This is a genomic window from Chryseobacterium mucoviscidosis (genome assembly GCF_002177115.1).
Classification (GTDB): Bacteria; Bacteroidota; Bacteroidia; order Flavobacteriales; family Weeksellaceae; genus Chryseobacterium; species Chryseobacterium mucoviscidosis.
In genome coordinates this window covers 260,222-285,200 of sequence record NZ_MVAG01000128.1, presented here as the reverse complement: position 1 = coordinate 285,200, position 24,979 = coordinate 260,222, and the positions used below count along the sequence as shown (strand labels likewise).

Here is a 24,979-nt window from a genome sequence, read left to right as displayed (position 1 = left end):
AATCATCGATTGGAAGGTTTTTTTATATCTTTGATATATTTTTTAAATTGAATATGAAAAAGTTTTACTTTTTAGTTTTGGGTATGCTTACTTTTCAGCAAATAAGTGCTCAAAACGATAATGTCGAAAGAAAAGCGATGATGGCGAAAGAAATGAAATCTTTCGCTCACAAAATGGCAGTCGGAAATGTCAACCCGAATACCCTGAATTACGATCTCCAGTATCAGAGGCTGGATCTTACTATTAATCCGGCGGTGTATAATGTTTCGGGTTCCGTAACTTCTCATTTTAAACCCAATCAGAGTGTAAGCTCTATTTATTTTGATCTGGATAATCAGATGACAGTTTCGGGAGTGCAGTATCACGGAACGCCGCTTACTTTTCAACAGTTGTCTACCAAAGAACTGAAAATCAACTTTCAGTCTGCTCTTGCGGCAAATGTTCTGGATTCTTTAACAGTTACGTATTCAGGAGCGCCTTCAACAACCAACAACGCTTTTTTTAACGGAACACAGGGCGGAACTGCGGTTTTATCTACTTTAAATGAACCTTACGGAGCGCAGGACTGGTTTCCTACAAAACAGAGTCTGAACGACAAAATCGAAAGAGTAGATATAAAAGTAACCACCCCTTCACAATACAGCGTTGCTTCCAACGGAAAGCCCATGTCTGAAACTATTTTAGGGAATGGTCAGAAACTGACGTTCTGGAGAACGCAGTATCCGACTGCAGCATATCTTATCGCTCTTTCCATCACCAATTTCGTAAAATTAACGGATACAATGGGAAATCCTCCTTTTCCGTTCATTAATTATATCTTTCCGGCAACGTCTACGAATACGACAAGTATGAATAACATCAACTGGACAAAAACGGTGATGAATACTTTTGAAACCTACTTCGGACCTTATCCTTTCAGAAATGAAAAATACGGACACATGGAATTTCAGGCGGGTGGCGGAATGGAACATCAGACCATGTCTTCCATGGCGGGATGGAGCAGAAGTCTCATTGCCCATGAGTTGGCTCACCAGTGGTTTGGCGACAAAGTAACCTGCGGTGCGTGGAACGACATCTGGCTGAATGAAGGTTTTGCCACTTTTGGAGAACATGTGGCGAATGAAAAATTGCTGATGACGAGCACAGATTTTTTAAATTATCTGCTGACTCAGAAAAACTTTGTTACAGGTTCGCCAACAGGAAGTGTATATGTTGCTGATGCCAATCTTACCAGTGTAGGAACTATTTTCAGCAGCAGACTGTCTTATTCAAAAGGAGCGTATGTGCTGAGAATGCTGAAATGGATTTTGGGAGATGCTGTCTTTTATCAGGCAATTCAGGATTACCATTCCAGACCGAATTTGGCTTATAACTATGTAAGAACTCAGGATCTGAATGCGTCTTTATTAACGTCTACCGGAAAAGATTTTACAGAATTCTTCAACGACTGGATTTACGGACAGGGTTATCCTACGTATGATATCCGTTGGAAGCAGGTAGGAAATACCGTTACTTTCAGAGCATCTCAGACGCAAAGCAGTTCAACGGTAAGTTTCTTCGAAATGCCTTTACCGATCAAAGTAAACGGAACAGGAGGGCAGGTTGCTTATTTTGCGTTGAATAATACGACCAACAACCAATATTTTACGCAGTCGGTAACATTTCCGGTGGCAAGTGTAGAATTTAATTATGAATATCAGATTCTGGACAGAAATTCTACGGTAACTCAGGATAACACATTGGGAACTGCAGATTTAGTTAAAGAAGAATTTGCTTTATATCCGAATCCTGCTAAAAATGAACTGAACTTAAAAGGCATTACTAAACCTACAGATTTTACGATTTATTTCACAGACGGTAAATTGGTAAGGCAAGGAGTTTATCAGCCCGAGAAATCAATCAATATTTCAGAATTGGTTCCGGGAACATATATTTTTAAAATTAACGATAAGAACGTGAAGTTTTTAAAGAAGTAAAAATATAAGGCAATAAATAACAAAGCTGTTTCATCATGGTGAAACGGCTTTTTTTATTAAATTAGCGCATCTTAAAAATTATTAGAAATGATCTCTAAAAAGTATCTTGAAAATTTACAGAACGAACTTCAGAATATTGAAAACGACGGACTTTACAAAAGAGAAAGAATCATCACTTCTCAGCAGAGTGCCGAAATAGAAGCCAACGGAAAAAAGCTGCTGAACTTCTGTGCGAACAATTATCTGGGATTATCCAACCATCCTGAAGTGATGAAAGCTTCACAGGAAATGATAGAATCTCACGGTTACGGAATGTCTTCGGTTCGTTTTATCTGCGGAACTCAGGATATCCATAAACAACTGGAGCAGAAAATTGCAGACTTTTTAGGTCTTGAAGATACCATTTTGTATGCTGCCTGTTTTGATGCGAACGGAGGAGTTTTTGAACCTTTATTTACGGAAGAGGACGCGATTATTTCAGATGAACTGAACCACGCTTCCATCATCGATGGTGTTCGTTTGTGTAAAGCAGCGAGATACCGTTACAAAAACAACAATATGGAAGATCTGGAAGCTCAGTTAATTGCAGCTTCCGAAAAAAATCACCGTTTTAAAATCATTGTTACAGACGGCGTTTTCTCAATGGACGGAATTGTTGCAGATCTGAAAGGAGTTTGTGATCTTGCCGATAAATACGATGCTTTGGTAATGGTAGATGATTCTCACGCAACAGGTTTCATCGGAAAAACAGGTCGCGGAACGCACGAAGCCAACGAAGTGATGGGTAGAGTAGACATCATTACTTCCACGCTTGGAAAAGCTTTGGGCGGTGCTTTAGGCGGATTTACTTCCGGTAAAAAAGAGATCATTGATATGCTTAGACAGCGTTCAAGACCGTATTTGTTTTCAAACTCTTTGGCTCCGGGAATCGTGGGAGCAGCTTTGAAGGTTTTGGACATGATTTCTGAAGATACCTCTCTTCGCGATAAAGTAATGGAAAATGCAGAATATTTCAGAGCGGAAATGAAATCTAAAGGTTTCGATATTCCGGATGGTGATGCTGCCATTGTTCCTGTAATGCTTTATGATGCGCCCTTGGCTCAGAAAATGGCTGAAAAGTTAATGGACGAAGGAATTTATGTCATCGGGTTCTTCTATCCGGTCGTTCCGAAAGGAAAAGCGAGAATCAGAGTTCAGCTTTCTGCGGCACATACAAGAGAACATCTGGATAAAGCAATTGCTGCGTTTGAAAAAGTTGGAAAAGAATTAGGCGTAATTTCTTAATTAATACTATTAAATGTAATGCTTCCACAAGTTCAGTGCGACAACGCTACAAAATAACCGCAAATAAAAGCTGTTAGTATTAGGATTGTCATGCTGAGCCTGTCGAAGCATCTTTTATAAAATTATATTTCCGAATCAAAAAGAATTTATTTTTAAAAATTATATAAAAACTTATCTTTGCGCATTATTTTTAATGAAATGTTTTTTAAATCCAAGTATATAATTGAATTTTCAAAACCAAAAGCGGAAATTTTAGATGATATAGATAAAAATTTATATAAGAAATTCTTTGATTGGAACAAGCGTTTCGCGGGAAAGGTGTCTGACAATAGTTTTGATGTTAAGTTTTTTCAGGATAAAATGTCTCCTTACTTTAAAGGGAGGTTTGTTGGAAAAGAAAATAAACCGGAAAGTATCGAATTGACTGTATATTCAGATGTTTTTTCCATTTTTGGAAGCATATTTGAAATCGTGATTTTCTTGGGATTTGCGATTGCATTTTTTCTACAAGCATATTATTTATGGACTACCGCCATGGTTATCATTTATATTTTAATTGTTTTATCACATCGGGTTAGGATTAATAATGCAAAAGATAATTTTTTTGAATATTTAAAGAAACTGGATACATTTAGTAAGATTGTTGCTGTTAAAAAATAGAATTAATACATGCTTTACACCATAATAAAAGCGCTTCATATTATCTTCATGGTAAGCTATTTTGCGGGAATTTTTTATCTCGTAAGAATTTTTGTGTACTATAAAGATACCGATGAATTTGCGGAAGAAAAGAAGAAAATCCTCAGAGAACAATATACGTTTATGGCCCGAAGGCTCTGGAACATCATCACCGTTCCTGCCGGAGTAATTATGACGGTTTGCGGACTTACGATGATTTTCCTGAATCTCGGATTGATGAAAATGCCATGGTTTCATTTAAAACTTACCTTCCTGATCGGTTTAGCGGTTTACCATTACTGGTGCTGGAAAAAAGTTTTAAAACTGAAGGAACTCAACGTAAGTACACTTGAAACCGCCAATATAAAACTGAGACAGGCAAATGAAATCGCTACTTTCATTTTGTTCCTTGTTGTTTTCACCGTGATTTTAAAAGCTCAGGTTATTGAATACTGGTGGCAATTAATCGCCGGATTTTTCGTTCTGGTATTTTTAATCATGATGACGGTGAAACTGGTAAATAAGAATAAGAAAAAGTAATGATTCGGTTGATGGTTGTGTGTTTATAGTTGCTGAATAGATTTTTACATCAAAAAAAGTCAGCTAAAAACAATCAACAATCAACTAAAAACAATCAACATTTGACAATAAAACTATGATTGCAATTTTAAAAAAAGAACTTTGGAGCTACTTCGGAAACTGGAGCGCGTGGGTAATCATCGCGGCTTTCAGTCTGATCGCGACGCTGTTTCTGTTTTTTTTCGACAACGACTCCAACATTTTTGAGATCGGAATGGCTTCACTGCAAAGTTATTTCGTTCTGGTTCCGTGGTTACTGATGTTTATTATTCCCGCACTTTCCATGAAAACTTTTGCGGAAGAGCAGCAGACCGGAACCTTAAACTGGCTGTTTTCCCAACCGCTGAAAGTTTCAGATCTGGTTTTCGGAAAATTTCTTTCAGTTTGGATTGTTGGAATTTTATGCCTGATTCCATCGTTAATTTACCTTTATACAGTATATGTTTTGGGCGTTCCTGCCGGAAATGTAGATCTGGGAATGACGTTCGGAAGTTACATCGGCTTAATTATTTTAATTGCAGCATTTTCCGGAGTGGGAATTTTGGCGTCTTCGCTTTCCCAAAACCAGATTATGGCTTATCTGTTGGGCGTTTTCATGTGTTTCATCATGTATTTCGGGATCGAGCAACTGGCAAGTTACAAATTGTTGGGAGGCGCAGATTTTATTTTGCAAAATGTTGGCTTTTACCAACATTTCTTAGGCTTTACAAGAGGGCTTATTGATTTTAAGGATGTGGCTTATTTTGCTTTAATCATCGGTGTTACATTAGTTTTGTCCAATCATTTCATTAATAAAAAGAAGTAGAATAATGAAGAAGATACAGTTCAAATCTCCGTTAGGAATTTTACTTTTCGTGGTGTTGCCATTGGTGGTTATTCTTGCCATTTCAGGAATAAGGTTGGATTTAACCAAAGAAAAAAGATATACGCTTTCCGATAATACCGTTAAGGTTCTGGAATCGGTAAATAAACCTTTAGTAGTCGATGTTTATCTGGAAGGAGACTTTCCGGCAAGTTTCAAGCAGCTTCAAAGCGAAACGAAATTTATGCTGGAAGAATTCAGAAAAATTAATCCGAAGATCGATTTTAAATTCATCGATCCGATTAAAACCAAAATGTCTAAAGATACTCTGATGGCGATGGGAATGCAGCCTTCCATGCTTCCAGACATCAAAGACGGCAAAGTTTCTCAGATCATGCTGTTTCCTTATGCAGTAGTAAAATATGATAAGAGGGGAGTTTCCATTCCTTTGGTAGTTCAGCAGACTGGAATTGATGCCGATCAGCAGCTTACGAAATCCATTGAAAATTTAGAATACAATCTGGTTTCAAACATTAAAAATATTGCGGCGCACAAAAGAAAGAAAATCGGGATTCTGGTAAATCAGGATGAGCTGAATCCAAGAGAATTTCAGGGGTTCATGCAACTGGCAACGGAAAGTTATGATGCAGGTCCTATTATTCCTAAAAATCAGACCGAACTTACCATCGCAGATATTCCGACCTTAAAACAAATGAACGCTTTGGTGATCGCAAAACCAAGAAAAGCTTTCACAGACGGTGAAAAAGTAATTCTTGACCAATACATCATGAACGGCGGAAAAACTTTGTGGATGATTGATGCCGTAAATGCGGAAATGGATACACTAATGAGGTCTCAAAAGGTAATGCCTTTTCCTGTAGACATTAACATGACTGACTTTTTCTTCAACTATGGAATCAGGATCAATCCGGCTTTGGTAAAAGATGTGAAGAAGTTTGCGCTGTTGCGATTAGTAACGGGAGAAGTGAGCGGAAATCCACAGTACACCAGTCTTCCGTGGCCATATTTTCCTTTGGGAATCGCAGAAAGCAACAATCCGATTACGAAAAATATCAATCCTGTAAAGTTTGAGTTCCCGACTTCCATCGATACACTGGGCGGAAGAAAAAACATCAAAACGAACGTTCTTTTTGAATCCAGTGAAAGAACTTTATTAAAGCAGGTTCCAAATTATGTGGATCTCAAAGAAATTTCCAGTGTCGACAGTCTCGGACAAATGGAGAAACCAAGCACACCAAAGATTTATGCAGTATCTCTGGAAGGGAAATTCAATTCTGCATATGCTTCCAGAATCGAAAGAAAATCCTACCCGAATTTCAAAAGTTCGAGCCCTGAAAATAAAATGATCGTGATCGCCGACGGAGACGTAGGAAGAAATAAAGTTCTGAAAGGCGAACCGCTTCCTTTAGGCGTAGATCTGCTTACCAACGAACAGTTTGGAAACGAACAGTTCCTGAGAAATGCATTAGATTATCTTCTGGACGACAGCAATCTTATGGATCTCAGAAACCGAAACATCGAAGAAAGGCTTCTTGACCGACAGAGAATTACGGAAGAGAAAAACAACTGGCAATGGTTTAATTTGCTGCTTCCTTTAGTGATTATCGGTATTTTGGGAGGGTTGTTCTTCTGGCTGAGAAAGAAGAGGTTTGGATAAATGATATAGAAAAAGAGAAGTTTTTGCTTCTCTTTTTTGTTTCTTTTTAGAATTTTTAATTGTTAGTCAATATTTATTGAATTTTTAACCAATCGGGTTTTTCTGTCTGAAAAGATTCATGTAATTCTATCATATATGCCAAAGCATTACCTTCATTTTTGATATTAATTTCCGAATCCGTAACTTTGATATAATTCTCACATAATCTATGAATTTCTTCTTTTGCAGGTTGATTCAATAAAGTCTGACCAGCTTTTGCTCCGCCCATTCTACATGCGTAAACAACAGGAATGCCAACAACAGTCAACTCATTTCTTGTGTTTACAAGTGTTACATTACCATAATCTATTCCAATTCCTAGACCGACATCTTTAATAAAGACATTAAAACATTCTCTTGAGTTTTCATAATGTTCTTTAAATATTTTATGACATTCTTGTGCTGCTTTCAAAGCATAAACTACAGCTTGTTCTCCACTATAAAATTTTGGAAAAAATGCAAGAATACCATCTCCTGTGAATTTATCAAAAATACCAAAATTTATTAATATGATTTCACTTAACTTTTGACTAAGTTCAGTAATGAATTTAGAAAATAATTCAGGTCTTCTAGCTTTTAACATAAGTTCTGTGGAACGTCTTATATCAATCGAAACCACAACTGCCTCGCAACTTTCACCATCTTTAAATAAATTTTTGAAATTATCATCAGATAATAACAATTCTCTTGCTTCTTCACAAATTCTAGGAATGATATGGCTAATTTTTTCTTTTGATTTAAGATTTTCCTCTAGTAACTTAAACTCCTCAATCTTTTTATCTTTATCTGAATTAGCTTTTTTTAATTCATTATATGATTCTCTTAATTGAGCTTTTAAGGTACTGATTTCGGATTCGAGCTCTATTCTTTTTAAACTACTATCTTCATCTAACCAACTATTATTTTTATATAACATCTCATCAAGACTTCTCAGATTGTCATTTTTAAATAAATTAGCATAAGTTCTTAATCCTCTCGTTTTTATCAATTCTGGATCCACATATACGTTAGTGCTTTTTTCACGTTCTATTTCTATAGGCTTTAAAATATTATTCAAATTTTTTTGATCATCTGGAAGATTTTTTTTTTCTTTGCTCATAATGAATTTATATTATTAGTTTTTCTAAATATATCAAAAATAATCGCAAAACTATATATAACATAAAAAAGGAAAACCGTAAAGATTCCCTTATATTCTAATTAAACAACCTCCTAAACTCCCCCGGAGACTGATTCGTCTTCTGCTTAAATAACTTACTAAACGACTGCGGATGCTCAAAACCCAGTTCATACGCAATTTCACTTACCGATAAATTCGTTGTACTCAGACGTTCCTTTGCGAGAGCAATCAGCTTATTCTGTATGTGTTGCTGCGTGTTCTGCTGCGTATGAATACGTAATAAACTTCCCAGATAATTGGGTGAAATATTCAGTTGTTCAGCAATGGTTTTCACAGAAGGAATACCATTTTCGAGAAGATTTCCGCTGTTGAAATACTGCGAAAGAACTTCCTCAAATTTATCCAGCAATTCGTGACTCGATTTTTTTCTGGTGAAAAACTGTCTTTCGTAAAAACGTTCAGAATAGATTAAAAATAATTCCAGTTGCGCAACAATAAGCTCCTGCGTGAATTTATCAATATTTGTCTGATACTCCTTTTCAATATTTTTAAACAGATCCACAATAATTTTTTCTTCCTTATCCGATAGAAAAAGCGCTTCATTGATCTGATAACTGAAAAATTCGTAGGATTTCATTTTTTTGATGAGCGAGGTTCCCCAAAGAAAATCAGGATGAATCAGCAAAAGATATCCGGTCGGTTCAAACTCAACATCTGGCTTCATCTCAATTCTTAGAAACTGCATCGGCGAAACAAAACACAGCACGCCTGAATCAAAATCATATTCCTGCTGCCCATAATTAAACTTCGCGTTTACATTCCTTTTCAGCCCCACCGAATAAAAATTCTGGGTCCATTTCAGTTCCGTATCATTTACGGGATAGCGAACCTTGCTGTAATCAATCAAGCTGATCAGCGGATGATCCGGACTCGGCAGATTACAGAAAGCATGAAAATCGGAGATCGAATGAAAACGGAAGGTCTCTTTCATAATAACGAAGTTAATTGTTTTTAGTGTTTTTTTATGAAATACATGTTCTTTTGTCTTGAAACAAAAAAACCAAAAATTCAAGACTTGGAACCTTTCACTAAAAATTTAAATTTAATCCTAAAATTCCCAAAACTCGCGCGGATTACTATAGATGTTTCGGTTCAAAAAAGTACCCGCGCTCAAACAGTGGAAATTTTTTAACGGATTAAATTTAAATTTTCTTAACGCTTCAGTTTCCTATGTCGTCAGCTAAAATGAAAATAATTAAATTCCAGTAGAATTTGCTAAAACCTCCCATTTCCTTGCATCCCCTGTAATCGCATCTACTTTATTGGTAAGAAATTCCATGGTTCCTACGCCTAAAAGGAAATGAACCGGCGGATTTTCCTCTTTGCTCAACTGAATCAGAACATCTGCTGCTTTTACAGGATCATTCGGCTGGTTTCCGTTGATTTCGTCAAGATGTGCCTGTTCCGAACTTCTTGCCGCTTCATAAGCCTGAATAGGATTTGCCGGAGTTTTTACCGAATCTTTAGCTAAAAAATCTGTACGGAAATATCCCGGATAAACTACCGTTGCATGAATTCCGAAATCTTTCGCTTCTTCAGCCAAAGCTGCTGTAAATCCTGCTACTGCAAATTTAGTAGAGCAGTAAATTCCCCAACCCGGAAAATTTCCCGGAAAACCTCCGATGGACGAAATATTGAAAATATTTCCCGATTTCTGCTCACGAAGATAAGGTATTGCATTTCTGATGACGTTTAAAGTTCCGAAAACATTCACCGCATAATTTTCTCTTGCTTCCTCATCCGTAAGCTCTTCCAGCGTTCCGATCTGTCCGTATCCTGCATTATTAACCACAACGTTAATCTGTCCAAAATGCTCTGTGGTTTTTGCAATGGCAGATTTTACATCATTATTGTCCGTAATATTTACACTTAAGGGCAGAAAGTTTTCCGAAGCCTCTCCGAAAGCAGAAATTAAAGAATTTACAGTGCGGCTTGTTGCAGCCACCTGAAATCCTTCGGATAATAATTTTTTAACCAGTTCAAATCCTAAACCTTTTGACGCTCCCGTTACGAACCATACTTTTTTTGTTTCCATTTTTAAATGTTTTATTGTTTTTAATTGATGGTACAAAGATGGAAAGTTGTGCAGTGGGAAATGTAGCCGAATCGGGAAAGAATGTATTCAGATCGTGAATGATATAAAAACAAAAAAGAGAAACTTTTCAGTCTCTCTTTCCGTATAATAATTAAGATAAAATCAATCTTCCAAAACAGGAATAATATGTTCCCAATTCAGTTGTCGGGCAAAGTCCAAAGCTGTTTTTCCTGATTTTGTCTTTAAATTTTTATCACCTCCTGCTGCAAGAATCACTTCCACAGAACTTAGATTTCCGGCAATCGTTTCCGCATGAAGCATAGAATAGCCGTTAATATCCTGACCTGTAATCTCATCCGGATTTTCGCTGACGAATTTTACCAGCTCTTCCTTCATATTTCTGCTCATCGGATGCTCCACAAGATTTTCAGGATGCTCTTTCTGTTCATAAACGATTTCAATATCATTAAAATCTCCGAAATCCATTTGCCATGCATTGTCATGTGCTTTTCTTTCCGCCGGAGACATATCCGAACGCATTTTCTGGATCGTAAATCCGCCATAAGCTTTCGGAGGAAGAGATTCTGAAGAAGATGAAAACAGTTTTGAAAGTCCTTTCGTTTTTTTTGCACGTTGGGGCATTGCAAAAAGCCAGTCGCTGATTTCGTTTACAGGAATTTCCACATAATCTCCGACTTCAACATTGGTGAGTTTATTCGGTTTGTTGATGAGGTAGCCTTTGATAAGATCGCCATCGAAATGGATGTCATTGATCCACATATGTTCTACAATAGGTGAGTCTGAAGAAGGATCTTCCTGAGAAAAAGCCACTTTCACGCATGAAACACTCAGTGCCGGAATAATTCTTCTGTATTCCCAAGATTGCTCTCTCCAGAAATATTTAAAAGTTTCCTGCGCTTTTTTATAAGCTTTAGACATTTCAGGATCTGCTGCGTCTGCGAAAAATATTTTATTTTCTGACATTTTGTTTTAATTATTAGTTTTTATTTTGCTGAAAATTTATTCTGTTGTTTTTATTTCGACCAAAATACAGAAAAATATAAGAACATAAGGTTGAATTTTATACAAAAATCTGTTTAAACTTTTATTTAACCGAAAAAGCTGAACTAAACGTTTATTGAAAGTTGGTGATTATAAATAAGAAGATCACAACAGTTTTTAAAAATCTTTGATTTTTATTCTTTTAAGTGCTTTGATTATTCTTGAAATTCGCTTTATCATTATCTTTTGCATCTTTTGCGGTTAATTCTGAAATTAGTTTAACCACAAGTTTAAAAATATTTAAGCGGATTCCGATCCTGATTTGAATTAAAAATTCACGATTCATCTTCTTGACACAAAATTAAACTTGAAATCTGTTTTCAAGCTTCGAACAGCAAATTTCATTTGCCTTTGCCCTCTCAAAATTATACTGATAAAAATAATCTTTGCGTTAAAAAAATAAAATTGAGAAAAGTCCTTAAATTTTTCTTTTGTTACCGCATTTCAGAATCAAAATAAGCTAATCTTAAATTAATACGATCTGTTTTCAAGCTTCACGCGGCAAATTCATTTGCCTTTACCTTCTCAAAATTATACTGATAAAAATAATCTTTGCGTTAAAAAAAATCAAATTGAGAAAAGTCCTTAAACTTTTCTTTTGTTACCGCATTTCAGAATCTAAATAGCTAATTTTAAATTAAATAAGATCTGTTTTCAAGCTTCGCGAGGCAAATTTCATTTGCCTTTGCCTTCTCAAAATTGTATTGATAAAAATAATCTTTGCGTTAAAAAAATCAAATTAAGAAAAGTCCTTAAATTTTTCTTTTGTTACCGCATTTCGGACAGAATGTAGCGGTTCCCGTTCGGTAAGGTTTTCCGCAGTTTTCACAGTCAGGACCATACATATCGATGAAATGATGCATGATGGCATTAGGATTTGTTTCTTCAAAACCGGTTAAATTATTGTAATAATCCAGCAGTTTTTTGAAATTTTCGTTTAAAGGCGTTTTTCTGGCTGTTTTAAATTCCTGAAATCCTTCAGCTAATAATTTCGAAGCGATTTTTCCCTCTTCTTCATCAAGCATGGGAACATCCATTCTGCACCTCCAGCAATATCTTATTTTCATAAAATGCTTTTTTGTAATCTTTAGGAACTATTCACTAAACATCCTTTATAAAATCCTCATATTCATAATAAAACCGTTCAAAGCCATCCATTTTTTCAACAAAAAATTCAAAAGCTTCCCGCCATGTATTTTTATTGAAAACAGAAATACCGTGCTTTTCAACCCAGATCCGGCTGATAACTTTTCCGTTTTCCAGCGTATAAAATTCTTCCTTGTGAAAATCGCCGATAAAATCCTTCAAAATATCTTCCAGTGACCATATTTTGTTGTAATACGCATCTCTGAAAACTTCATCCTTCATTTCGATATCCAGAGAAACTTCCGCTTTTTTCTTATCCGCATAAAATTTAAACGACATATCCTTGATTTTGGTATCGTACAAAATCCATTTTCTTGGAAAAGACTTTCCGAAAGCCGTCCAAAACTCTTTCTTTAACTGCTGTGCTTCCTGTTTACTGAACATAACGCAAATTTAGGGATTTTGGACGGAAGAAGGAAGCGAGAAGAGGGAAGTTATGCGGTGCCTGAAAACTCCCAGCCTCCATCTTCTAACTTCCAGTCACCCTATTATACATATCAAACAATTTTCTTATTTTTGTAGTAATGCTGTCTAAAAAATCTCAATACGCTTTCAAGGCACTGTCATATCTTGTAGAAAAGAGAAATGACGGACCGATTCTTATTTCCGAAATTGCCGAACACAAGAAAATTCCTTTAAAGTTTTTGGAAAATATCCTGCTTGAGCTTAAAAAAGCGGACATTCTCGATAGCAAAAAAGGAAAAGGAGGAGGCTATTTTTTCAAAGAAAAGCCGGAAAATGTAAAGCTGGCGAAAATTATTCGTCTCGTGAACGGACCCATCGCACTGCTTCCTTGTGTAAGTTTAAATTTTTACGAAAAATGCGACGACTGCAGTGAAGATCATTGCGGTCTGCACGACGTTCTGATTGAAGTTCGTGATGCTTCGCTGAATATTCTGGAGAAAAGAACGTTAATGGATTTGGTAGATTAATCAGATCCTTTTTTTTAAAATAATTAGTCTACTTTTTTGGTAGGATAATTATTTTATCTGATATTTGCATTACTTCAAATGAACAAAATATGATTTCAAAAGAAGATGCAGAGTTACTGAAACAGCTTTCCGCAGAAGAGGGACTGAAATTTATTTCTTCAAAAATTTCTGAAGGGGTTGTTTTCTCCACCTCACTCGGTCAGGAAGATCAGGTAATTACGGATATGATTTTCAAAAATCATCTGCCGGTAAAAGTGTTCACGCTTGATACAGGAAGACTTTTTTACGAGCACTACGAGTTGCTTTCCCAAAATAATTCCCGATACAAAACAAAAACCGAAGTCTATTTTCCGGAAAGTTCAGACGTAGAAAAATATGTGAATGAAAAAGGAATCAATGCGTTTTATCATTCCATAGAAAACAGAAAAGAATGCTGTTTTATCCGTAAGGTTAAACCTTTAAACCGCGCGTTGGAAAATGCAAAAGTCTGGATTACAGGATTGCGCTCCGAACAGTCTGAAAACAGAGAAAATATGCCGGTCATCGAATGGGACGAAGACCGGAAACTATACAAATATAACCCCTTAATTCACTGGAATTACCAGAATGTTTTAGATTATCTGAAAGAAAATAAAGTTCAGGAATTGTCTTTACACAAAAAAGGATTCATCAGTGTCGGTTGCCAACCCTGTACAAGAGCAATCGAAGAAGGAGAAAATCCGCGCGCCGGAAGATGGTGGTGGGAAAGTTCACAGAAAGAGTGCGGTCTGCATTCTCATTAATTCAAAAAAATAAAAAATGACGACACATACGTTAGATTATCTGGAGCAGTTGGAAGCAGAAAGTATCTACATTATGAGGGAAATTGCTGCTCAGTTTGAAAAACCTGCGCTGCTTTTCAGTGGCGGAAAAGATTCTATTACTTTGGTTCATCTGGCAAAAAAAGCTTTTGCTCCGATGAAAATTCCTTTTCCGTTGGTTCATATCGATACAGGACATAATTTTCCTGAAGCATTGCAGTTCAGAGATTATTTAGCAGAAAATATCGGCGCGGAACTGATTGTAAGAAAAGTGGAAGATACCATTAAAGCTAAAAATTTAACCGAACCGAAAGGAAAATTTGCTTCCAGAAACTGGCTGCAAACCCACACTTTATTAGATACAATTGAAGAATTCGGATTCGATGCATGCATTGGCGGAGCGAGAAGAGATGAAGAAAAAGCAAGAGCCAAAGAACGTTTTTTCTCTGTTCGTGATGAATTCGGACAGTGGGATCCGAAGCTGCAGCGTCCGGAATTGTGGAACATCTACAACGGAAGAATCAATAAAGGTGAAAACGTAAGAGTTTTCCCGATTTCTAACTGGACGGAGCTTGATGTCTGGAATTATATTAAAAAAGAAAATATCCAGTTGCCATCCATTTACTTCGCACATGAACGAGAGGTGATTGAATATGACGGACAGTTAATTGCCGTATCAGATTTTATTCAGATTGATGAAAATGATACAGTTGTGAATAAAAAAGTCCGTTACAGAACCGTCGGAGACATGACCTGTACCGCCGCAATAGAAAGTGCTGCCGAAACTTTGGATGAGGTTGTGAATGAAATCACCGCATCCAGAATTTCCGAGCGCGGCGAAACCCGAATCGACGATAAAGTGACGGAAGCCGCGATGGAAGACCGGAAGAAAGGAGGTTATTTTTAGGATGGAAGATGGAGGCAGGAAGATGGGAGCTAGAAGCTAGAAGATGGAAGATAGAAATTGGAGGTTGGAAGATGGAAGATGGACGTTTTGTAGTAAGTTTTCAGTCTCAGCCTTAATCCCAACCTTTATATTTAGGCAGGAAGTTGGAAGATGGAAGACAGAAGTTGGAGGCTTGATGTTGGAAGATGGAAGTTTTTTTAGTAAGCCTTTAATCTTAATCTTAATCTTAACCTCACTCTCAACCTCACTCAATTACTCATTATTAATAAAACAAACGTGGACATATTAAGATTTATCACTGCAGGAAGTGTAGACGACGGGAAAAGTACCCTGATCGGAAGACTTCTGTACGACAGTAAAAATATATTGATCGATCAGCTTGAAGCACTCGAAAAACAGTCAAAAAATAAAAACGAAAACGGAGTAGACCTTGCTATTTTAACGGATGGTTTAAGAGCAGAAAGAGAGCAGGGAATTACCATCGATGTTGCGTACCGCTATTTTTCGACGCCGAAAAGAAAGTTTATTATTGCCGATGCACCGGGACATATTCAGTATACAAGAAATATGATTACGGGAGCTTCCAATTCGCAACTGATTGTTATTCTGATTGATGCAAGACAGGGTGTGATTGAGCAAACAAGAAGACACTCCATTATTGCTTCTTTATTGAAGATGAAAAATGTGGTGGTCGCCATCAATAAAATGGATCTCGTTGAGTATTCTGAAGAAGTTTTTAAGGATATAAAAGCTCAGTATGAATTGGTTGCAGAAAAACTAGGGTTAAAAAATGTAAATTATTTCCCGATTTCGGCATTTCATGGCGACAATATTGTTGAAAGATCAGAAAATATGGCTTGGTATGAAGGTTCTACGCTGTTGGATTTCCTCGAAACGGTTGAAATCAATTCAGATCAAAACTTTCAGAGTCCGAGATTTCAGGTTCAGTATGTCATTCGTCCGCAAACGGAGGATCTGCACGATTACAGAGGATATGCAGGAGAAGTTCTTTCGGGAATTTACAAAAAAGGTGACGAAATTACGGTGCTACCTCAGAATATTCAGACTAAAATTTCAAAAATAGAAACAGGGGGCAAAGAAGTGGAATTTGTTTTTGCCAATCAGCCCGCAGTTCTGCATGTTGAAGATGATATCGATATCAGCAGAGGCGATTTTTTAGTAAAAACCGAAAGCCTTCCGAAAGTTGAAAATGAAATTGAAGCCATTGTCTGCTGGCTGGATAAAAAGGAATTAAACGAAGGAAACAAATATTTCATTCAGCACAAAAGCAAACTTTTAAAAGCGATTATCAAAGAAATCGAATACAAAATCGACGTTAATACTTTAGAAAAAACGCCGGTTTCTGAAAGCATAAAATTAAACGAAGTCGTAAAAGTCCTTTTAAAAACAGCTTCACCCCTGGTTTTCGACAGCTTTGAAGAAAGCAATGCAACAGGCAACGCTATATTGATCGACGAGACAGGCAATTCAACGGTGGGAGCCGTAATGATTTTGTAAATTAAACAAACATAATCTGAGTCATTTAGGAAAGATTTAAAAAGCTAAGCTGATTTAAAGTGAATTTTCTTAACTGCATAAATATTTCAGTAATGGTTTAAAACGATAGAAAACAGAAAAAATGGTTATTTCAAGAAAAGTTCAGTTCAGGTTAAATGTATTTTTTGTGACGATCGCACTTCTGTCGGTTGTTGCCTTTACCATGTATGAACTGGGCTATTTGGATGAACTGTTCACTGTTTTAGCCAAAGACAATTACATTTTCTACTGGATGATGTTGGTCGGAGTTTTGGCAGAAATCGTTGCAGGATCGATGGGAATGGGATACGGCGTAATTTGTACGACCACGCTTTTGTTTCTCGGAATTCCGCCTCATGCGGTGAGTGCGAGTATTCATTCTGCGGAAAGCTTTACAACAGCAGCCGGAAGCATCAGTCATATCAGACTGAAAAACGTAAGCAAAAGTCTGGTGAAAAGACTCGCCATTCCTGCGGTTTTCGGCGCAGTGATCGGGGCGGTTTCACTCACATATCTCGGAGAATATTATTCAAAAATTACCAAAACAATTATTTCCTTCTACACATTATATCTGGGAATTCAGATTTTATCCAATGCTTTTAAAAATAAGCAGGACAAAAAATTAAAACAGAAAACAAATTTAACGCGTTTGGGAGTGATCGGAGGTTTTATCGATTCCTTTGCAGGAGGAGGATGGGGACCGTTGGTAACAGGAACTTTAATTAAAAATTCCTTTACGCCGAGATTTGCGGTGGGAAGTTCTACGGTGGCAAAATTTATTTTAACCTTAACGGCAGCCATTACTTTTATTTTCACATTGGGAATTCAGCACTGGAATATTATTCTCGGACTTCTGATCGGAGGAATTTTTACCGCTCCTTTTTCTGCGATGTTAACGGCAAAACTTCCTGTGAAAAGTATGTTTATCATCATCGGAACTCTGGTCATCGTGATGAGCTCAATTACCATTTACAAATCTGTTTTTTAGTGATAAAATCTGTTAAATGTGGAAAAATAAAAGCATGAAATATCTTTTCGGTTTTGAAAATATTCTACATTTACACCACTAAAAAAATAACAATGAACATAAACGTAGTTGCGCTTTTCAGATTTAATGAGAATTATCTGATGGAAGCAGTTGAACTTTTCCAGATTCTGGTAAGAGAAACCAGAAAAGAAGAGGGATGTCTGCAGTATGATCTTATTGAAGACAAAGATAACAAAGGAACTTTTTTCATGGTGGAATTGTGGGAAAGTGAAGAACACCTGAACCGCCACAACGGGCAGGATCATTTGCTGAATTTCAGAAGAGACGTTTCTAAAATGCTGGAAAGTTCTACTCAGGTATTTAAAGGATTTAAAACTCTGTAAACTGTAAGAAGAAAGTTAGTCACTTAAAAATAACTTTACTCTTCCTGAGGGAAGCATAAAACTAAAAGGCTGTTCACTATTGCGGACAGCCTTTTATTAGAAAAAATAGAAAGTATTATCAATAAAGCTCCTGTGAACTTTTGTGATCCTGTGAAAAGTTTATTTTTTAATGAATTTTGATTTTACGATTTCTCCATCCGCCGTTTCAATCAAGATGTAATAAACTCCGGTTTGAAGCGTACTGATGTCAAACGATCTTCCGGATAATTTTCCTTCGGCTGTTTTCTGACCTCCCGCTGAATAGATCTGAATTTTTTTCGGTTCTTTTTTAGCAACAAACTGCAATGCGGTATTGTCGGAATTTACGGCAAACTGTACACTTTCCTTTGATTTTGCCTGATCTGAAACCGCAAGTATCGAACTTACCGCGTAAGAAATGTCATCCAACTGAATCGCTGTGTGATTAAGACTTCCTACAATTCTGAAGGCAATATATTGTTTATTGGATGCAGGAATCGGTACGGAATACTGCGTATCTGTTGAAGTAAGCGTAATCGTATTTCCAATCTTTGTAAAACTTGCCATATCTGCTGTTGTAACGCCGTCCACAAATCCAACTTCAATGGTTCCGGTGCTTCCTGCGGAAGATCCTGCTGTAAGGGAAGACTTGAACGTAAGTGTCTGACTTCCATTAGGTGCAACAATTTGCGGGGCAATAGCATAACCTGGTGTATTCGTTGTGAAAAAGCTGTAATACTGGATATGTTTGTCCGCTGCATTCGAATTATCAACATATACCCATGGTCCGGAACCACTTTGTACACGGTTCCAGTTATTTTGCGGCCACGCTGCGCCTGTTCCTGCAGTGAAAGATTCAAAATTCTCATTAATCGTTGTTACCTGTGCATTTCCCGAAATCGCTGTAAGCAGTAAACCTCCAATAAGTAGTCCTAGTTTCATAACATTATTTTTATTTAGAATTATTCTACAAAATTATATAATTATTTTTAATTGTTCTAAATAAAATATTATATTTGTCAAAAATTTTTTGATCCTATGAAGAAGAAATTGCTTTCTGTTCTTGCTTTAACGATGATTTTGTGGATGGACGCGCAGAAAAAAGATTCTGTAAAGCTGGAAAAAATTGAAGAAGTTGTACTTACCGGACAGTATACTCAGCAATCCATAAATAAATCAATTTATAAAGTGGAGGTTATTGATGCGCAGCAGATCAAAAATATGGCAGCAACCAACGTGGCAGATGTTTTAAACCAAAGCTTAAACATCCTGATTACTTCAGACCGCAATTCAGGAAATTCAACGGCGAGTTTACTGGGACTGGGTGGAGAATACACCAAAATCCTTATTGACAATATTCCTGTGGTGGGAGATGTAGGATTGGGAAACAATATAGATCTCACCAAACTCAATATCAATAATGTAGAACGTATAGAAGTGGTAAGAGGTTCAATGGGAGTGGATTACGGAAGCAATGCCGTTGCCGGAGTCATCAATATCATTACCAAAAAAAGCACTCAGAAAAAATTAACGTTAAATGCTTCCGTTCAGGAAGAAACCGTAGGAAAAGAATACAACTGGTACAAAAAAGGAGAGGGAAGACATATTCAAACGCTGAATGCAGGATATAACCTGAATGAAAACTGGTATATCGGAGCCAATATCAATCATAACGATTTTCAGGGATTCAAAGGAACACAGGAAGGATATAAATATTTTGAACAGGACGGAAAAAGAGGATATCTGTGGCAGCCGAAAGATGTGCTGAATATCGACGGAGTAATTCGCTACAGTAAAAATAATACTTCCGTTTTCTATAAGTTCGGATTCGTTAATGAAAAACTCAATTTTTACAGCCCGATTGTTTCAGAGCTTTACTTAGGCGAAGGAAACAGAACTTATACTTCTGCCGACAGAGATTACCTCACCACAAGATACGTCAATCAGTTAAATGTTCAGACCAAATTAGGCAGCATCAATTATACTGGAGATTTTTCATATCAGACTCAGGACAGAAAATACAGAGATTTTACCTATGATATTCCGAACAGGAAAGTAATGGGAACGAAAGAAGCATATCAGTCCTATAATAAAGCAGATGTCATTTATTCACGAGGAGTTTTCAGTAATTTTATTGATGATAAAAAAATAGATTTCCAGTTGGGTTATGAATTCGATCATACCAAAGGATACGCAGGTTTTATTGCAGGAGATTTTGCAGGAAATAATGTAGACCGAAAAATTTTCAATTACGCCAATTTTATTTCTGCAGAATGGAATCCCACAGATTGGCTTTCATTAAGACCCGGTTACCGTTTGGCGCTGAGTGATAAATTTGATACACAGCACAATTATTCCTTAACGGTAAGAGGAAAAATAGATGATTCCAGTAATATCCGACTCGTTGCAGGAAGCGCGAACCGATTTCCGAATTTTGATGAACTCTACACTTATTTTGTAGACAGCAACCACGACATCAGAGGAAATGAAGATTTAAAACCGGAAGAAGGAATCACGATCTCTTTAAACGGAGACAAAAAATTCACCACCAATTCAGGATGGAATGTTCAGGTAGGAGCTAGCGCAACGTACATGGATCTCAAAAACAGAATAGAAGTTCTGCAGATCAATCAGAGTCCGTTGCAGTACAAATACATCAACATCAATAAATTCAGATCATTACTTTTTGAAGCCAATTTTAAACTTCAGAAAAACCAGTTCAGCCTTGCAGCCAATGCCTCTTATTATGGCATCGGAAAAGAACTCTTTTCGGGAACTCTGGTTTCTCCAGATGATTTCTTTTATACATTCGAAGGAAAACTGGCTGCAAACTATACCCTCCCAAAAACCGGAACCAATGTTTCGTTGTTTTACAGACACGTCGGGAAACTTCAGATGTTTGTCTTAGACAGTCAGGATATTGCCCATCCTTTTTATTATGTGGGAGAGCGCGGCAATTTTAACATGATGGATTTCGTGGTAAGTCAGCCCTTTTTCAAAAATCATTTTGAACTCAGTGCAGGAATCAAGAACATTTTTGATGTTTCATCCGTAAGAGACACCACCGTTGCAGGAACCGCGCACGGAACCACCGATCCGAACTCGAATCTTTTCTACGGCAGAAGCTACTTCACCAGACTTACCTACAACTTTTAAAAATAATCATTGAAATGAAAAAAATACTGCTTTACCTCTTCATCGGGACATCATTCATCACCCAGTCCTGCATTAATGATAATGAAGATCCCGTTGCCATATCAAAAATTGAAGGTTCCATCGTGAATCCTACCGTTGGCGGACCTACACAGCCCAATCAGGTCTGGTTTGATCTGGGAACGGATTCTGAAGTGCTGACCAAAAGAACCGATTGGGATCTCGCTTTGTATTCAGGAAGCAACTTTAAAGTCATTCTTAATTCTTCTCTGATGATGGCAGCAGGAAAAATCCCGAATGCTGCGAATATCGATCTGGTCACAGAAGCTGAGGTTTCCGGTTTGCAGGATCTTGTACAGGTTGCGAATTTTAACCCTTCCAACACCATTTATATTGATGATGTGAAAGGAAACTTTCCTTCAGGTTATACCGCAATTGAAGAAATTAAACCCAATGAATCTGAAAATGCAGTATATCTTCTGAACATGGGAAAAGGAATTTACACAGGAAATGTTCCCGCAGGAAGCGTTACCACAGCCGGAGAAAGCAGAGGATGGATGAAAATTCAGATCTCGAGAACTTCAAACGGAGGATATAAAATAAAATATGCCCCAATAAACTCAACCTCTCACAAGGAATTAACCATCAATAAAAACTCCGCGTACAATTATAATTTTGTTAGTTTGAAAAATGAAAAAGAACTCTTCATTCAGCCTGAAAAAAAGAAATGGGATCTTTGCTTTTCGGTCTTTACCAATACCATTACAGGAGCTGGAAGCTATGTATATGCAGACTTTATTACCATCAATAATGTAGGTGGAGCAGGAGCTTATGAAGTAAAAGCTTCAGGAACCACAACCGGTGTTGAAGCCTACAATAATTTTAAAGTTTCGGATATCGATCAGTCGAAATTCATTTACAACGATCAGCGTGTTATCGGAGGAAACTGGCGGGAAGTCGGACCTTCCGGATATCAGGTGAAAGGCGATGTATTTTATGTCATCAAAGATCCGGACGGATATTACTTTAAGCTGAGATTCACCAGACTTACGAGCAGCAGCGGCGAAAGAGGCTATCCGCAGTTCGAATACAAACCCTTGTTCTAAAAATTTTAAATCAAATAAAAAGATATCATGAAAAAATTCATTCTTGCCGCATCTGTATTAATGGCAGTCTATTCCTGCAAAAAAGAAGGAACTGCTGCTGAAAATAAAACAGAACAAAGCTCTGAAGCTCCAAAATCTGCTCATAAAATCGTAACGCTGAATGGCGGAATCACCGAAATTGTAGCTGCTTTGGGTCACGAAAAAGAAATCGTGGGAACCGACGTGACAAGTACTTTTCCCGAATCTCTTAAATCGACAGCTAAAGATCTGGGACACGTAAGATCAATGACCATCGAGCCGATTATGGCAGTTTCTCCCACCTTAATTTTGGCTTCCGATAAAGACATCAATCCTGAACTGATGGGGAAAATTAAATCTTCCGGCATCAAAACAGAAATTTTTAAACAGGAATTTACCGTCGACGGAACTAAAAGACTGATCGCCGAAGTAGCGAAAGCAGTCGGAAATACAGATTATCAGAAACTGAATAATAAAATTGATGCCGATCTGAAACAGATTCAGCCGATCGCTAAAAAACCGAAAGTCCTGTTCATCTACGCAAGAGGAAATATGCTTATGGTTTCAGGAAAAAATACACCGATGGCTTCTTTAATTGAAATTGCAGGCGGACAAAATGCCATTAATGATTTTGAAGATTTCAAACCTTTAACGCCGGAAGCAGTTGTAAAAGCAAATCCGGATGTGTTATTCTTCTTCACGAGCGGACTGCAGGGAGCGGGAGGAAACGAAGGCGCGTTAAAAATGCCGGGTGTTTCCCAAACCAATGCCGGAAAAAATAAAAAAATTATTGCCATGGACGGCGGTCTTGTTTCCGGTTTCGGACCAAGATTAGGACAGGCAGCAGTAGAATTAAACCAACTTCTGATTGAAAGCACCAGGTAAATTATCCGTTTACATCATCATAAGCACCGTACTGCTTTGCATCATTGCAGTAGGGTCGCTTAACACCGGAGTTTACGATTTCGGAGGTCAGTCTGCATTCACTGTTTTACAAAAAATAATGAACGGAGATCAGTCACTCACAATGAGCGATAAATATGTAGTCTGGGACGTAAGAGCAGCCAGAATTGTGATGGCGATTCTTATCGGAAGTATGTTGGCGGTTTCGGGAACCGGTTTGCAGGGATTGTTCAGAAATCCTCTGGCAACGGGAGATTTAATCGGTCTCACTTCCGGAGCAACCCTGCTTGCAGCCATTACCATCGTTTTGGGAGGATATTTCAGAGAATTTCTTCCTGAAGCCGTACAGTTTTCATTGGTGGGGATTGCTGCTTTTATCGGATCTTTTATTTCCATGCTTCTGGTGTACAGAATTTCAACCAGCGGCGGTAAAACCAATGTCGTGATGATGTTATTATCGGGAGTTGCCATTACAGCGATCGGATTTTCCATTACAGGGTTCCTGATTTACATCTCAAAAGACGACCAGTTAAGAGATTTAACGTTCTGGAATTTAGGAAGTTTAGCTGCTGCAACATGGACGAAGAATATCATTTTGGGAATCGTATTGGTTATTTCATACACGGTTTTACTGCCAAAAGGCAAAGCGTTGAATGCAATGATGTTAGGCGAAAAAGATGCACAGCATTTGGGAATTAATGTAGAAAGATTAAAAAAGCAGATCATCCTTATTACGGCTTTAATGGTGGGAAGCTGTGTGGCATTTTCAGGAACCATTGGTTTTGTCGGGCTTATTGTTCCGTATATTTTAAGATTTTTGTTTAAATCAGACTATGTCGTTATTTTACCGTTATCAGCGGTGTGCGGAAGCATTTTATTATTAACGGCAGATACTTTCAGCAGAAGTATTGTGGAACCTTCGGAACTTCCGATCGGGATTTTAACCGCCTTAATGGGAGGTCCTGTTTTCATTGCGATTTTAGTTAAATTTAAAAAATCACTGTTATGATAAAAGCGCATCAGATCAGTTATCAGCATAAAACCTTTCATATTCTGGATTCGGTGGATGTTCATCTGGAATATGGCGAATTTCTGGCAATTGTCGGTCCGAACGGAGCAGGAAAATCGAGCCTTCTGAGTATTCTTGCCAATGAAATTAAATCTGAACAGCAGATTGTATTTAAAAACAGGCATATCAACGACTGGAATGTGAAAGAGCTTTCAAAACACAAAGCCAAATTTTCACAGCACAACAGCAACGATATTCCGCTCGAAGTAAAAGAGGTCGTGATGATGGGACGTTATCCGTACTTCGATGCACAGCCTAAAACAGAAGACCATGAATCGACAAACCGAATGATGAATGAAACGGACATTCTGCATTTAAAAGAAAGAGAATACAACACTTTATCGGGAGGCGAAAAACAGCGCGTTCATCTTTCGAGGGTTTTTGCGCAGCTTCAGAACGAAATTGCCCACAAACTTGTTTTTTTAGATGAACCTTTAAATAATTTAGACATTAAACATCAGTACAAAACATTGGAAATAATTAAAAATTTCACCAAAAAAGCCAATTCTGCGATTGTTGTTCTTCATGATCTCAATCTTGCCGCACAATATGCCGATAAAGTTTTATTAATGAAATCAGGAAAAGTTGCTGCATACGGAACTCCGGAAGAGGTTTTCACCGCTGAAAATATCCGGGAAGCCTACAATTTTCCGTGTACGATCTGCAATCATCCGGTAACTTCGCACCCAATGATTATTTTTGGATAA

General features: G+C 37.3%; 24 protein-coding genes. 17 read left to right on the top strand and 7 right to left on the bottom strand.

The window, feature by feature from the left end; genetic code table 11:
- The first annotated feature begins 53 nt into the window (after positions 1 to 53).
- The 6 genes from B0E34_RS15995 (at position 54) to gldG (ending at position 6,997) form a co-directional block, all read left to right on the top strand.
- On the top strand, positions 54 to 1,976 hold the full coding sequence (locus B0E34_RS15995) for a M1 family metallopeptidase (RefSeq protein WP_087711062.1): 1,923 nt from the start codon (positions 54 to 56) through the stop codon (positions 1,974 to 1,976).
- Between the two features lie 87 nt (positions 1,977 to 2,063).
- Entirely contained in the window at positions 2,064 to 3,260 is a 1,197-nt protein-coding gene (kbl, locus tag B0E34_RS15990) for a glycine C-acetyltransferase (RefSeq protein ID WP_059136536.1), read from the top strand.
- A 177-nt stretch (positions 3,261 to 3,437) separates the two neighbouring features.
- Positions 3,438 to 3,920 carry a hypothetical protein gene (locus tag B0E34_RS15985; RefSeq protein WP_123956658.1) on the top strand — a complete coding sequence of 161 codons (483 nt, stop codon included), beginning with the start codon at positions 3,438 to 3,440 and terminating at the stop codon, positions 3,918 to 3,920.
- A 9-nt stretch (positions 3,921 to 3,929) separates the two neighbouring features.
- Complete coding sequence (locus B0E34_RS15980; RefSeq protein WP_087711058.1) at positions 3,930 to 4,478, top strand: CopD family protein; 549 nt, start codon at positions 3,930 to 3,932, stop codon at positions 4,476 to 4,478.
- Positions 4,479 to 4,593: 115 nt separating this feature from the next.
- On the top strand, positions 4,594 to 5,322 hold the full coding sequence (locus B0E34_RS15975; protein WP_087711056.1) for an ABC transporter permease: 729 nt from the start codon (positions 4,594 to 4,596) through the stop codon (positions 5,320 to 5,322).
- Between the two features lie 4 nt (positions 5,323 to 5,326).
- The gene (gene gldG, locus B0E34_RS15970; protein ID WP_087711054.1) at positions 5,327 to 6,997 is read left to right on the top strand and encodes a gliding motility-associated ABC transporter substrate-binding protein GldG; all 1,671 of its coding nucleotides are present in this window, start codon (positions 5,327 to 5,329) and stop codon (positions 6,995 to 6,997) included.
- Between the two features lie 73 nt (positions 6,998 to 7,070).
- Here the strand turns inward: gldG and B0E34_RS15965 are convergent, their stop codons facing one another.
- The 6 genes from B0E34_RS15965 to B0E34_RS15940 form a co-directional block, all read right to left on the bottom strand.
- Positions 7,071 to 8,135 (bottom strand): adenylate/guanylate cyclase domain-containing protein, encoded by a 1,065-nt coding sequence (locus B0E34_RS15965; RefSeq protein ID WP_087711052.1) that lies wholly within the window; start codon positions 8,133 to 8,135, stop codon positions 7,071 to 7,073.
- A gap of 97 nt (positions 8,136 to 8,232) precedes the next feature.
- Positions 8,233 to 9,147, bottom strand: a complete 915-nt coding sequence (locus B0E34_RS15960; protein WP_087711050.1) for a helix-turn-helix domain-containing protein — start codon at positions 9,145 to 9,147, stop codon at positions 8,233 to 8,235.
- 264 nt (positions 9,148 to 9,411) lie between these two features.
- Positions 9,412 to 10,251, bottom strand: coding sequence for an SDR family oxidoreductase (locus B0E34_RS15955; RefSeq protein WP_087711048.1), 840 nt, complete (start codon positions 10,249 to 10,251; stop codon positions 9,412 to 9,414).
- 162 nt (positions 10,252 to 10,413) lie between these two features.
- Positions 10,414 to 11,235 (bottom strand): DUF2314 domain-containing protein, encoded by an 822-nt coding sequence (locus tag B0E34_RS15950; protein WP_076393210.1) that lies wholly within the window; start codon positions 11,233 to 11,235, stop codon positions 10,414 to 10,416.
- 830 nt (positions 11,236 to 12,065) lie between these two features.
- Positions 12,066 to 12,380: a hypothetical protein gene (locus tag B0E34_RS15945; RefSeq protein WP_087711046.1), complete on the bottom strand. Its 315-nt coding sequence runs from the start codon at positions 12,378 to 12,380 to the stop codon at positions 12,066 to 12,068.
- Between the two features lie 34 nt (positions 12,381 to 12,414).
- Positions 12,415 to 12,843 carry a DUF4268 domain-containing protein gene (locus tag B0E34_RS15940; protein WP_076393214.1) on the bottom strand — a complete coding sequence of 143 codons (429 nt, stop codon included), beginning with the start codon at positions 12,841 to 12,843 and terminating at the stop codon, positions 12,415 to 12,417.
- A gap of 140 nt (positions 12,844 to 12,983) precedes the next feature.
- Between B0E34_RS15940 and B0E34_RS15935 the strand changes: the two genes are divergently transcribed.
- The 6 genes from B0E34_RS15935 (at position 12,984) to B0E34_RS15910 (ending at position 18,005) form a co-directional block, all read left to right on the top strand.
- Positions 12,984 to 13,391: an RrF2 family transcriptional regulator gene (locus B0E34_RS15935; protein WP_087711044.1), complete on the top strand. Its 408-nt coding sequence runs from the start codon at positions 12,984 to 12,986 to the stop codon at positions 13,389 to 13,391.
- An 89-nt stretch (positions 13,392 to 13,480) separates the two neighbouring features.
- A complete protein-coding gene (locus tag B0E34_RS15930) occupies positions 13,481 to 14,173 on the top strand; it encodes a phosphoadenylyl-sulfate reductase (protein ID WP_087711042.1) in 693 nt (230 codons plus the stop codon).
- 16 nt (positions 14,174 to 14,189) lie between these two features.
- Positions 14,190 to 15,098, top strand: a complete 909-nt coding sequence (gene cysD, locus B0E34_RS15925; protein ID WP_087711040.1) for a sulfate adenylyltransferase subunit CysD — start codon at positions 14,190 to 14,192, stop codon at positions 15,096 to 15,098.
- A gap of 276 nt (positions 15,099 to 15,374) precedes the next feature.
- Positions 15,375 to 16,616: a sulfate adenylyltransferase subunit 1 gene (locus B0E34_RS15920; protein WP_087711038.1), complete on the top strand. Its 1,242-nt coding sequence runs from the start codon at positions 15,375 to 15,377 to the stop codon at positions 16,614 to 16,616.
- A gap of 121 nt (positions 16,617 to 16,737) precedes the next feature.
- Positions 16,738 to 17,622 carry a sulfite exporter TauE/SafE family protein gene (locus B0E34_RS15915; protein ID WP_087711036.1) on the top strand — a complete coding sequence of 295 codons (885 nt, stop codon included), beginning with the start codon at positions 16,738 to 16,740 and terminating at the stop codon, positions 17,620 to 17,622.
- Positions 17,623 to 17,714: 92 nt separating this feature from the next.
- Positions 17,715 to 18,005 (top strand): putative quinol monooxygenase, encoded by a 291-nt coding sequence (locus B0E34_RS15910; protein WP_087711034.1) that lies wholly within the window; start codon positions 17,715 to 17,717, stop codon positions 18,003 to 18,005.
- Positions 18,006 to 18,164: 159 nt separating this feature from the next.
- Here the strand turns inward: B0E34_RS15910 and B0E34_RS15905 are convergent, their stop codons facing one another.
- Positions 18,165 to 18,965 (bottom strand): T9SS type A sorting domain-containing protein, encoded by an 801-nt coding sequence (locus B0E34_RS15905; protein ID WP_087711032.1) that lies wholly within the window; start codon positions 18,963 to 18,965, stop codon positions 18,165 to 18,167.
- 96 nt (positions 18,966 to 19,061) lie between these two features.
- On the opposite strand from B0E34_RS15905, the gene B0E34_RS15900 reads away from it, so the two are divergent.
- From B0E34_RS15900 to B0E34_RS15880, 5 genes are read left to right on the top strand one after another with little or no spacing between them, the layout of a single operon-like run.
- Complete coding sequence (locus B0E34_RS15900) at positions 19,062 to 21,179, top strand: TonB-dependent receptor plug domain-containing protein (RefSeq protein WP_087711030.1); 2,118 nt, start codon at positions 19,062 to 19,064, stop codon at positions 21,177 to 21,179.
- 14 nt (positions 21,180 to 21,193) lie between these two features.
- The gene (locus B0E34_RS15895) at positions 21,194 to 22,282 is read left to right on the top strand and encodes an HmuY family protein (protein ID WP_087711028.1); all 1,089 of its coding nucleotides are present in this window, start codon (positions 21,194 to 21,196) and stop codon (positions 22,280 to 22,282) included.
- Positions 22,283 to 22,309: 27 nt separating this feature from the next.
- Positions 22,310 to 23,185 carry a heme/hemin ABC transporter substrate-binding protein gene (locus B0E34_RS15890; RefSeq protein WP_087711027.1) on the top strand — a complete coding sequence of 292 codons (876 nt, stop codon included), beginning with the start codon at positions 22,310 to 22,312 and terminating at the stop codon, positions 23,183 to 23,185.
- On the top strand, positions 23,169 to 24,212 hold the full coding sequence (locus B0E34_RS15885; protein ID WP_087711025.1) for a FecCD family ABC transporter permease: 1,044 nt from the start codon (positions 23,169 to 23,171) through the stop codon (positions 24,210 to 24,212). The genes B0E34_RS15890 and B0E34_RS15885 overlap by 17 nt, the downstream gene beginning before the upstream one ends.
- On the top strand, positions 24,209 to 24,979 hold the full coding sequence (locus B0E34_RS15880; protein WP_087711023.1) for a heme ABC transporter ATP-binding protein: 771 nt from the start codon (positions 24,209 to 24,211) through the stop codon (positions 24,977 to 24,979). Before B0E34_RS15885 ends, B0E34_RS15880 begins: the two co-directional genes overlap by 4 nt.

What these genes read in the sequence shown, in the direction of transcription:
- B0E34_RS15995 (WP_087711062.1), top strand. Translation starts at nt 54, where the DNA reads ATGAAAAAGTTTTACTTTTTAGTTTTGGGTATGCTTACTTTTCAGCAA.
- kbl (WP_059136536.1), top strand. Translation starts at nt 2,064, where the DNA reads ATGATCTCTAAAAAGTATCTTGAAAATTTACAGAACGAACTTCAGAAT.
- B0E34_RS15980 (WP_087711058.1), top strand. Translation starts at nt 3,930, where the DNA reads ATGCTTTACACCATAATAAAAGCGCTTCATATTATCTTCATGGTAAGC.
- B0E34_RS15975 (WP_087711056.1), top strand. Translation starts at nt 4,594, where the DNA reads ATGATTGCAATTTTAAAAAAAGAACTTTGGAGCTACTTCGGAAACTGG.
- gldG (WP_087711054.1), top strand. Translation starts at nt 5,327, where the DNA reads ATGAAGAAGATACAGTTCAAATCTCCGTTAGGAATTTTACTTTTCGTG.
- B0E34_RS15965 (WP_087711052.1), bottom strand. Translation starts at nt 8,135, where the DNA reads ATGAGCAAAGAAAAAAAAAATCTTCCAGATGATCAAAAAAATTTGAAT.
- B0E34_RS15960 (WP_087711050.1), bottom strand. Translation starts at nt 9,147, where the DNA reads ATGAAAGAGACCTTCCGTTTTCATTCGATCTCCGATTTTCATGCTTTC.
- B0E34_RS15955 (WP_087711048.1), bottom strand. Translation starts at nt 10,251, where the DNA reads ATGGAAACAAAAAAAGTATGGTTCGTAACGGGAGCGTCAAAAGGTTTA.
- B0E34_RS15950 (WP_076393210.1), bottom strand. Translation starts at nt 11,235, where the DNA reads ATGTCAGAAAATAAAATATTTTTCGCAGACGCAGCAGATCCTGAAATG.
- B0E34_RS15945 (WP_087711046.1), bottom strand. Translation starts at nt 12,380, where the DNA reads ATGAAAATAAGATATTGCTGGAGGTGCAGAATGGATGTTCCCATGCTT.
- B0E34_RS15940 (WP_076393214.1), bottom strand. Translation starts at nt 12,843, where the DNA reads ATGTTCAGTAAACAGGAAGCACAGCAGTTAAAGAAAGAGTTTTGGACG.
- B0E34_RS15935 (WP_087711044.1), top strand. Translation starts at nt 12,984, where the DNA reads ATGCTGTCTAAAAAATCTCAATACGCTTTCAAGGCACTGTCATATCTT.
- B0E34_RS15930 (WP_087711042.1), top strand. Translation starts at nt 13,481, where the DNA reads ATGATTTCAAAAGAAGATGCAGAGTTACTGAAACAGCTTTCCGCAGAA.
- cysD (WP_087711040.1), top strand. Translation starts at nt 14,190, where the DNA reads ATGACGACACATACGTTAGATTATCTGGAGCAGTTGGAAGCAGAAAGT.
- B0E34_RS15915 (WP_087711036.1), top strand. Translation starts at nt 16,738, where the DNA reads ATGGTTATTTCAAGAAAAGTTCAGTTCAGGTTAAATGTATTTTTTGTG.
- B0E34_RS15910 (WP_087711034.1), top strand. Translation starts at nt 17,715, where the DNA reads ATGAACATAAACGTAGTTGCGCTTTTCAGATTTAATGAGAATTATCTG.
- B0E34_RS15905 (WP_087711032.1), bottom strand. Translation starts at nt 18,965, where the DNA reads ATGAAACTAGGACTACTTATTGGAGGTTTACTGCTTACAGCGATTTCG.
- B0E34_RS15900 (WP_087711030.1), top strand. Translation starts at nt 19,062, where the DNA reads ATGAAGAAGAAATTGCTTTCTGTTCTTGCTTTAACGATGATTTTGTGG.
- B0E34_RS15895 (WP_087711028.1), top strand. Translation starts at nt 21,194, where the DNA reads ATGAAAAAAATACTGCTTTACCTCTTCATCGGGACATCATTCATCACC.
- B0E34_RS15890 (WP_087711027.1), top strand. Translation starts at nt 22,310, where the DNA reads ATGAAAAAATTCATTCTTGCCGCATCTGTATTAATGGCAGTCTATTCC.
- B0E34_RS15880 (WP_087711023.1), top strand. Translation starts at nt 24,209, where the DNA reads ATGATAAAAGCGCATCAGATCAGTTATCAGCATAAAACCTTTCATATT.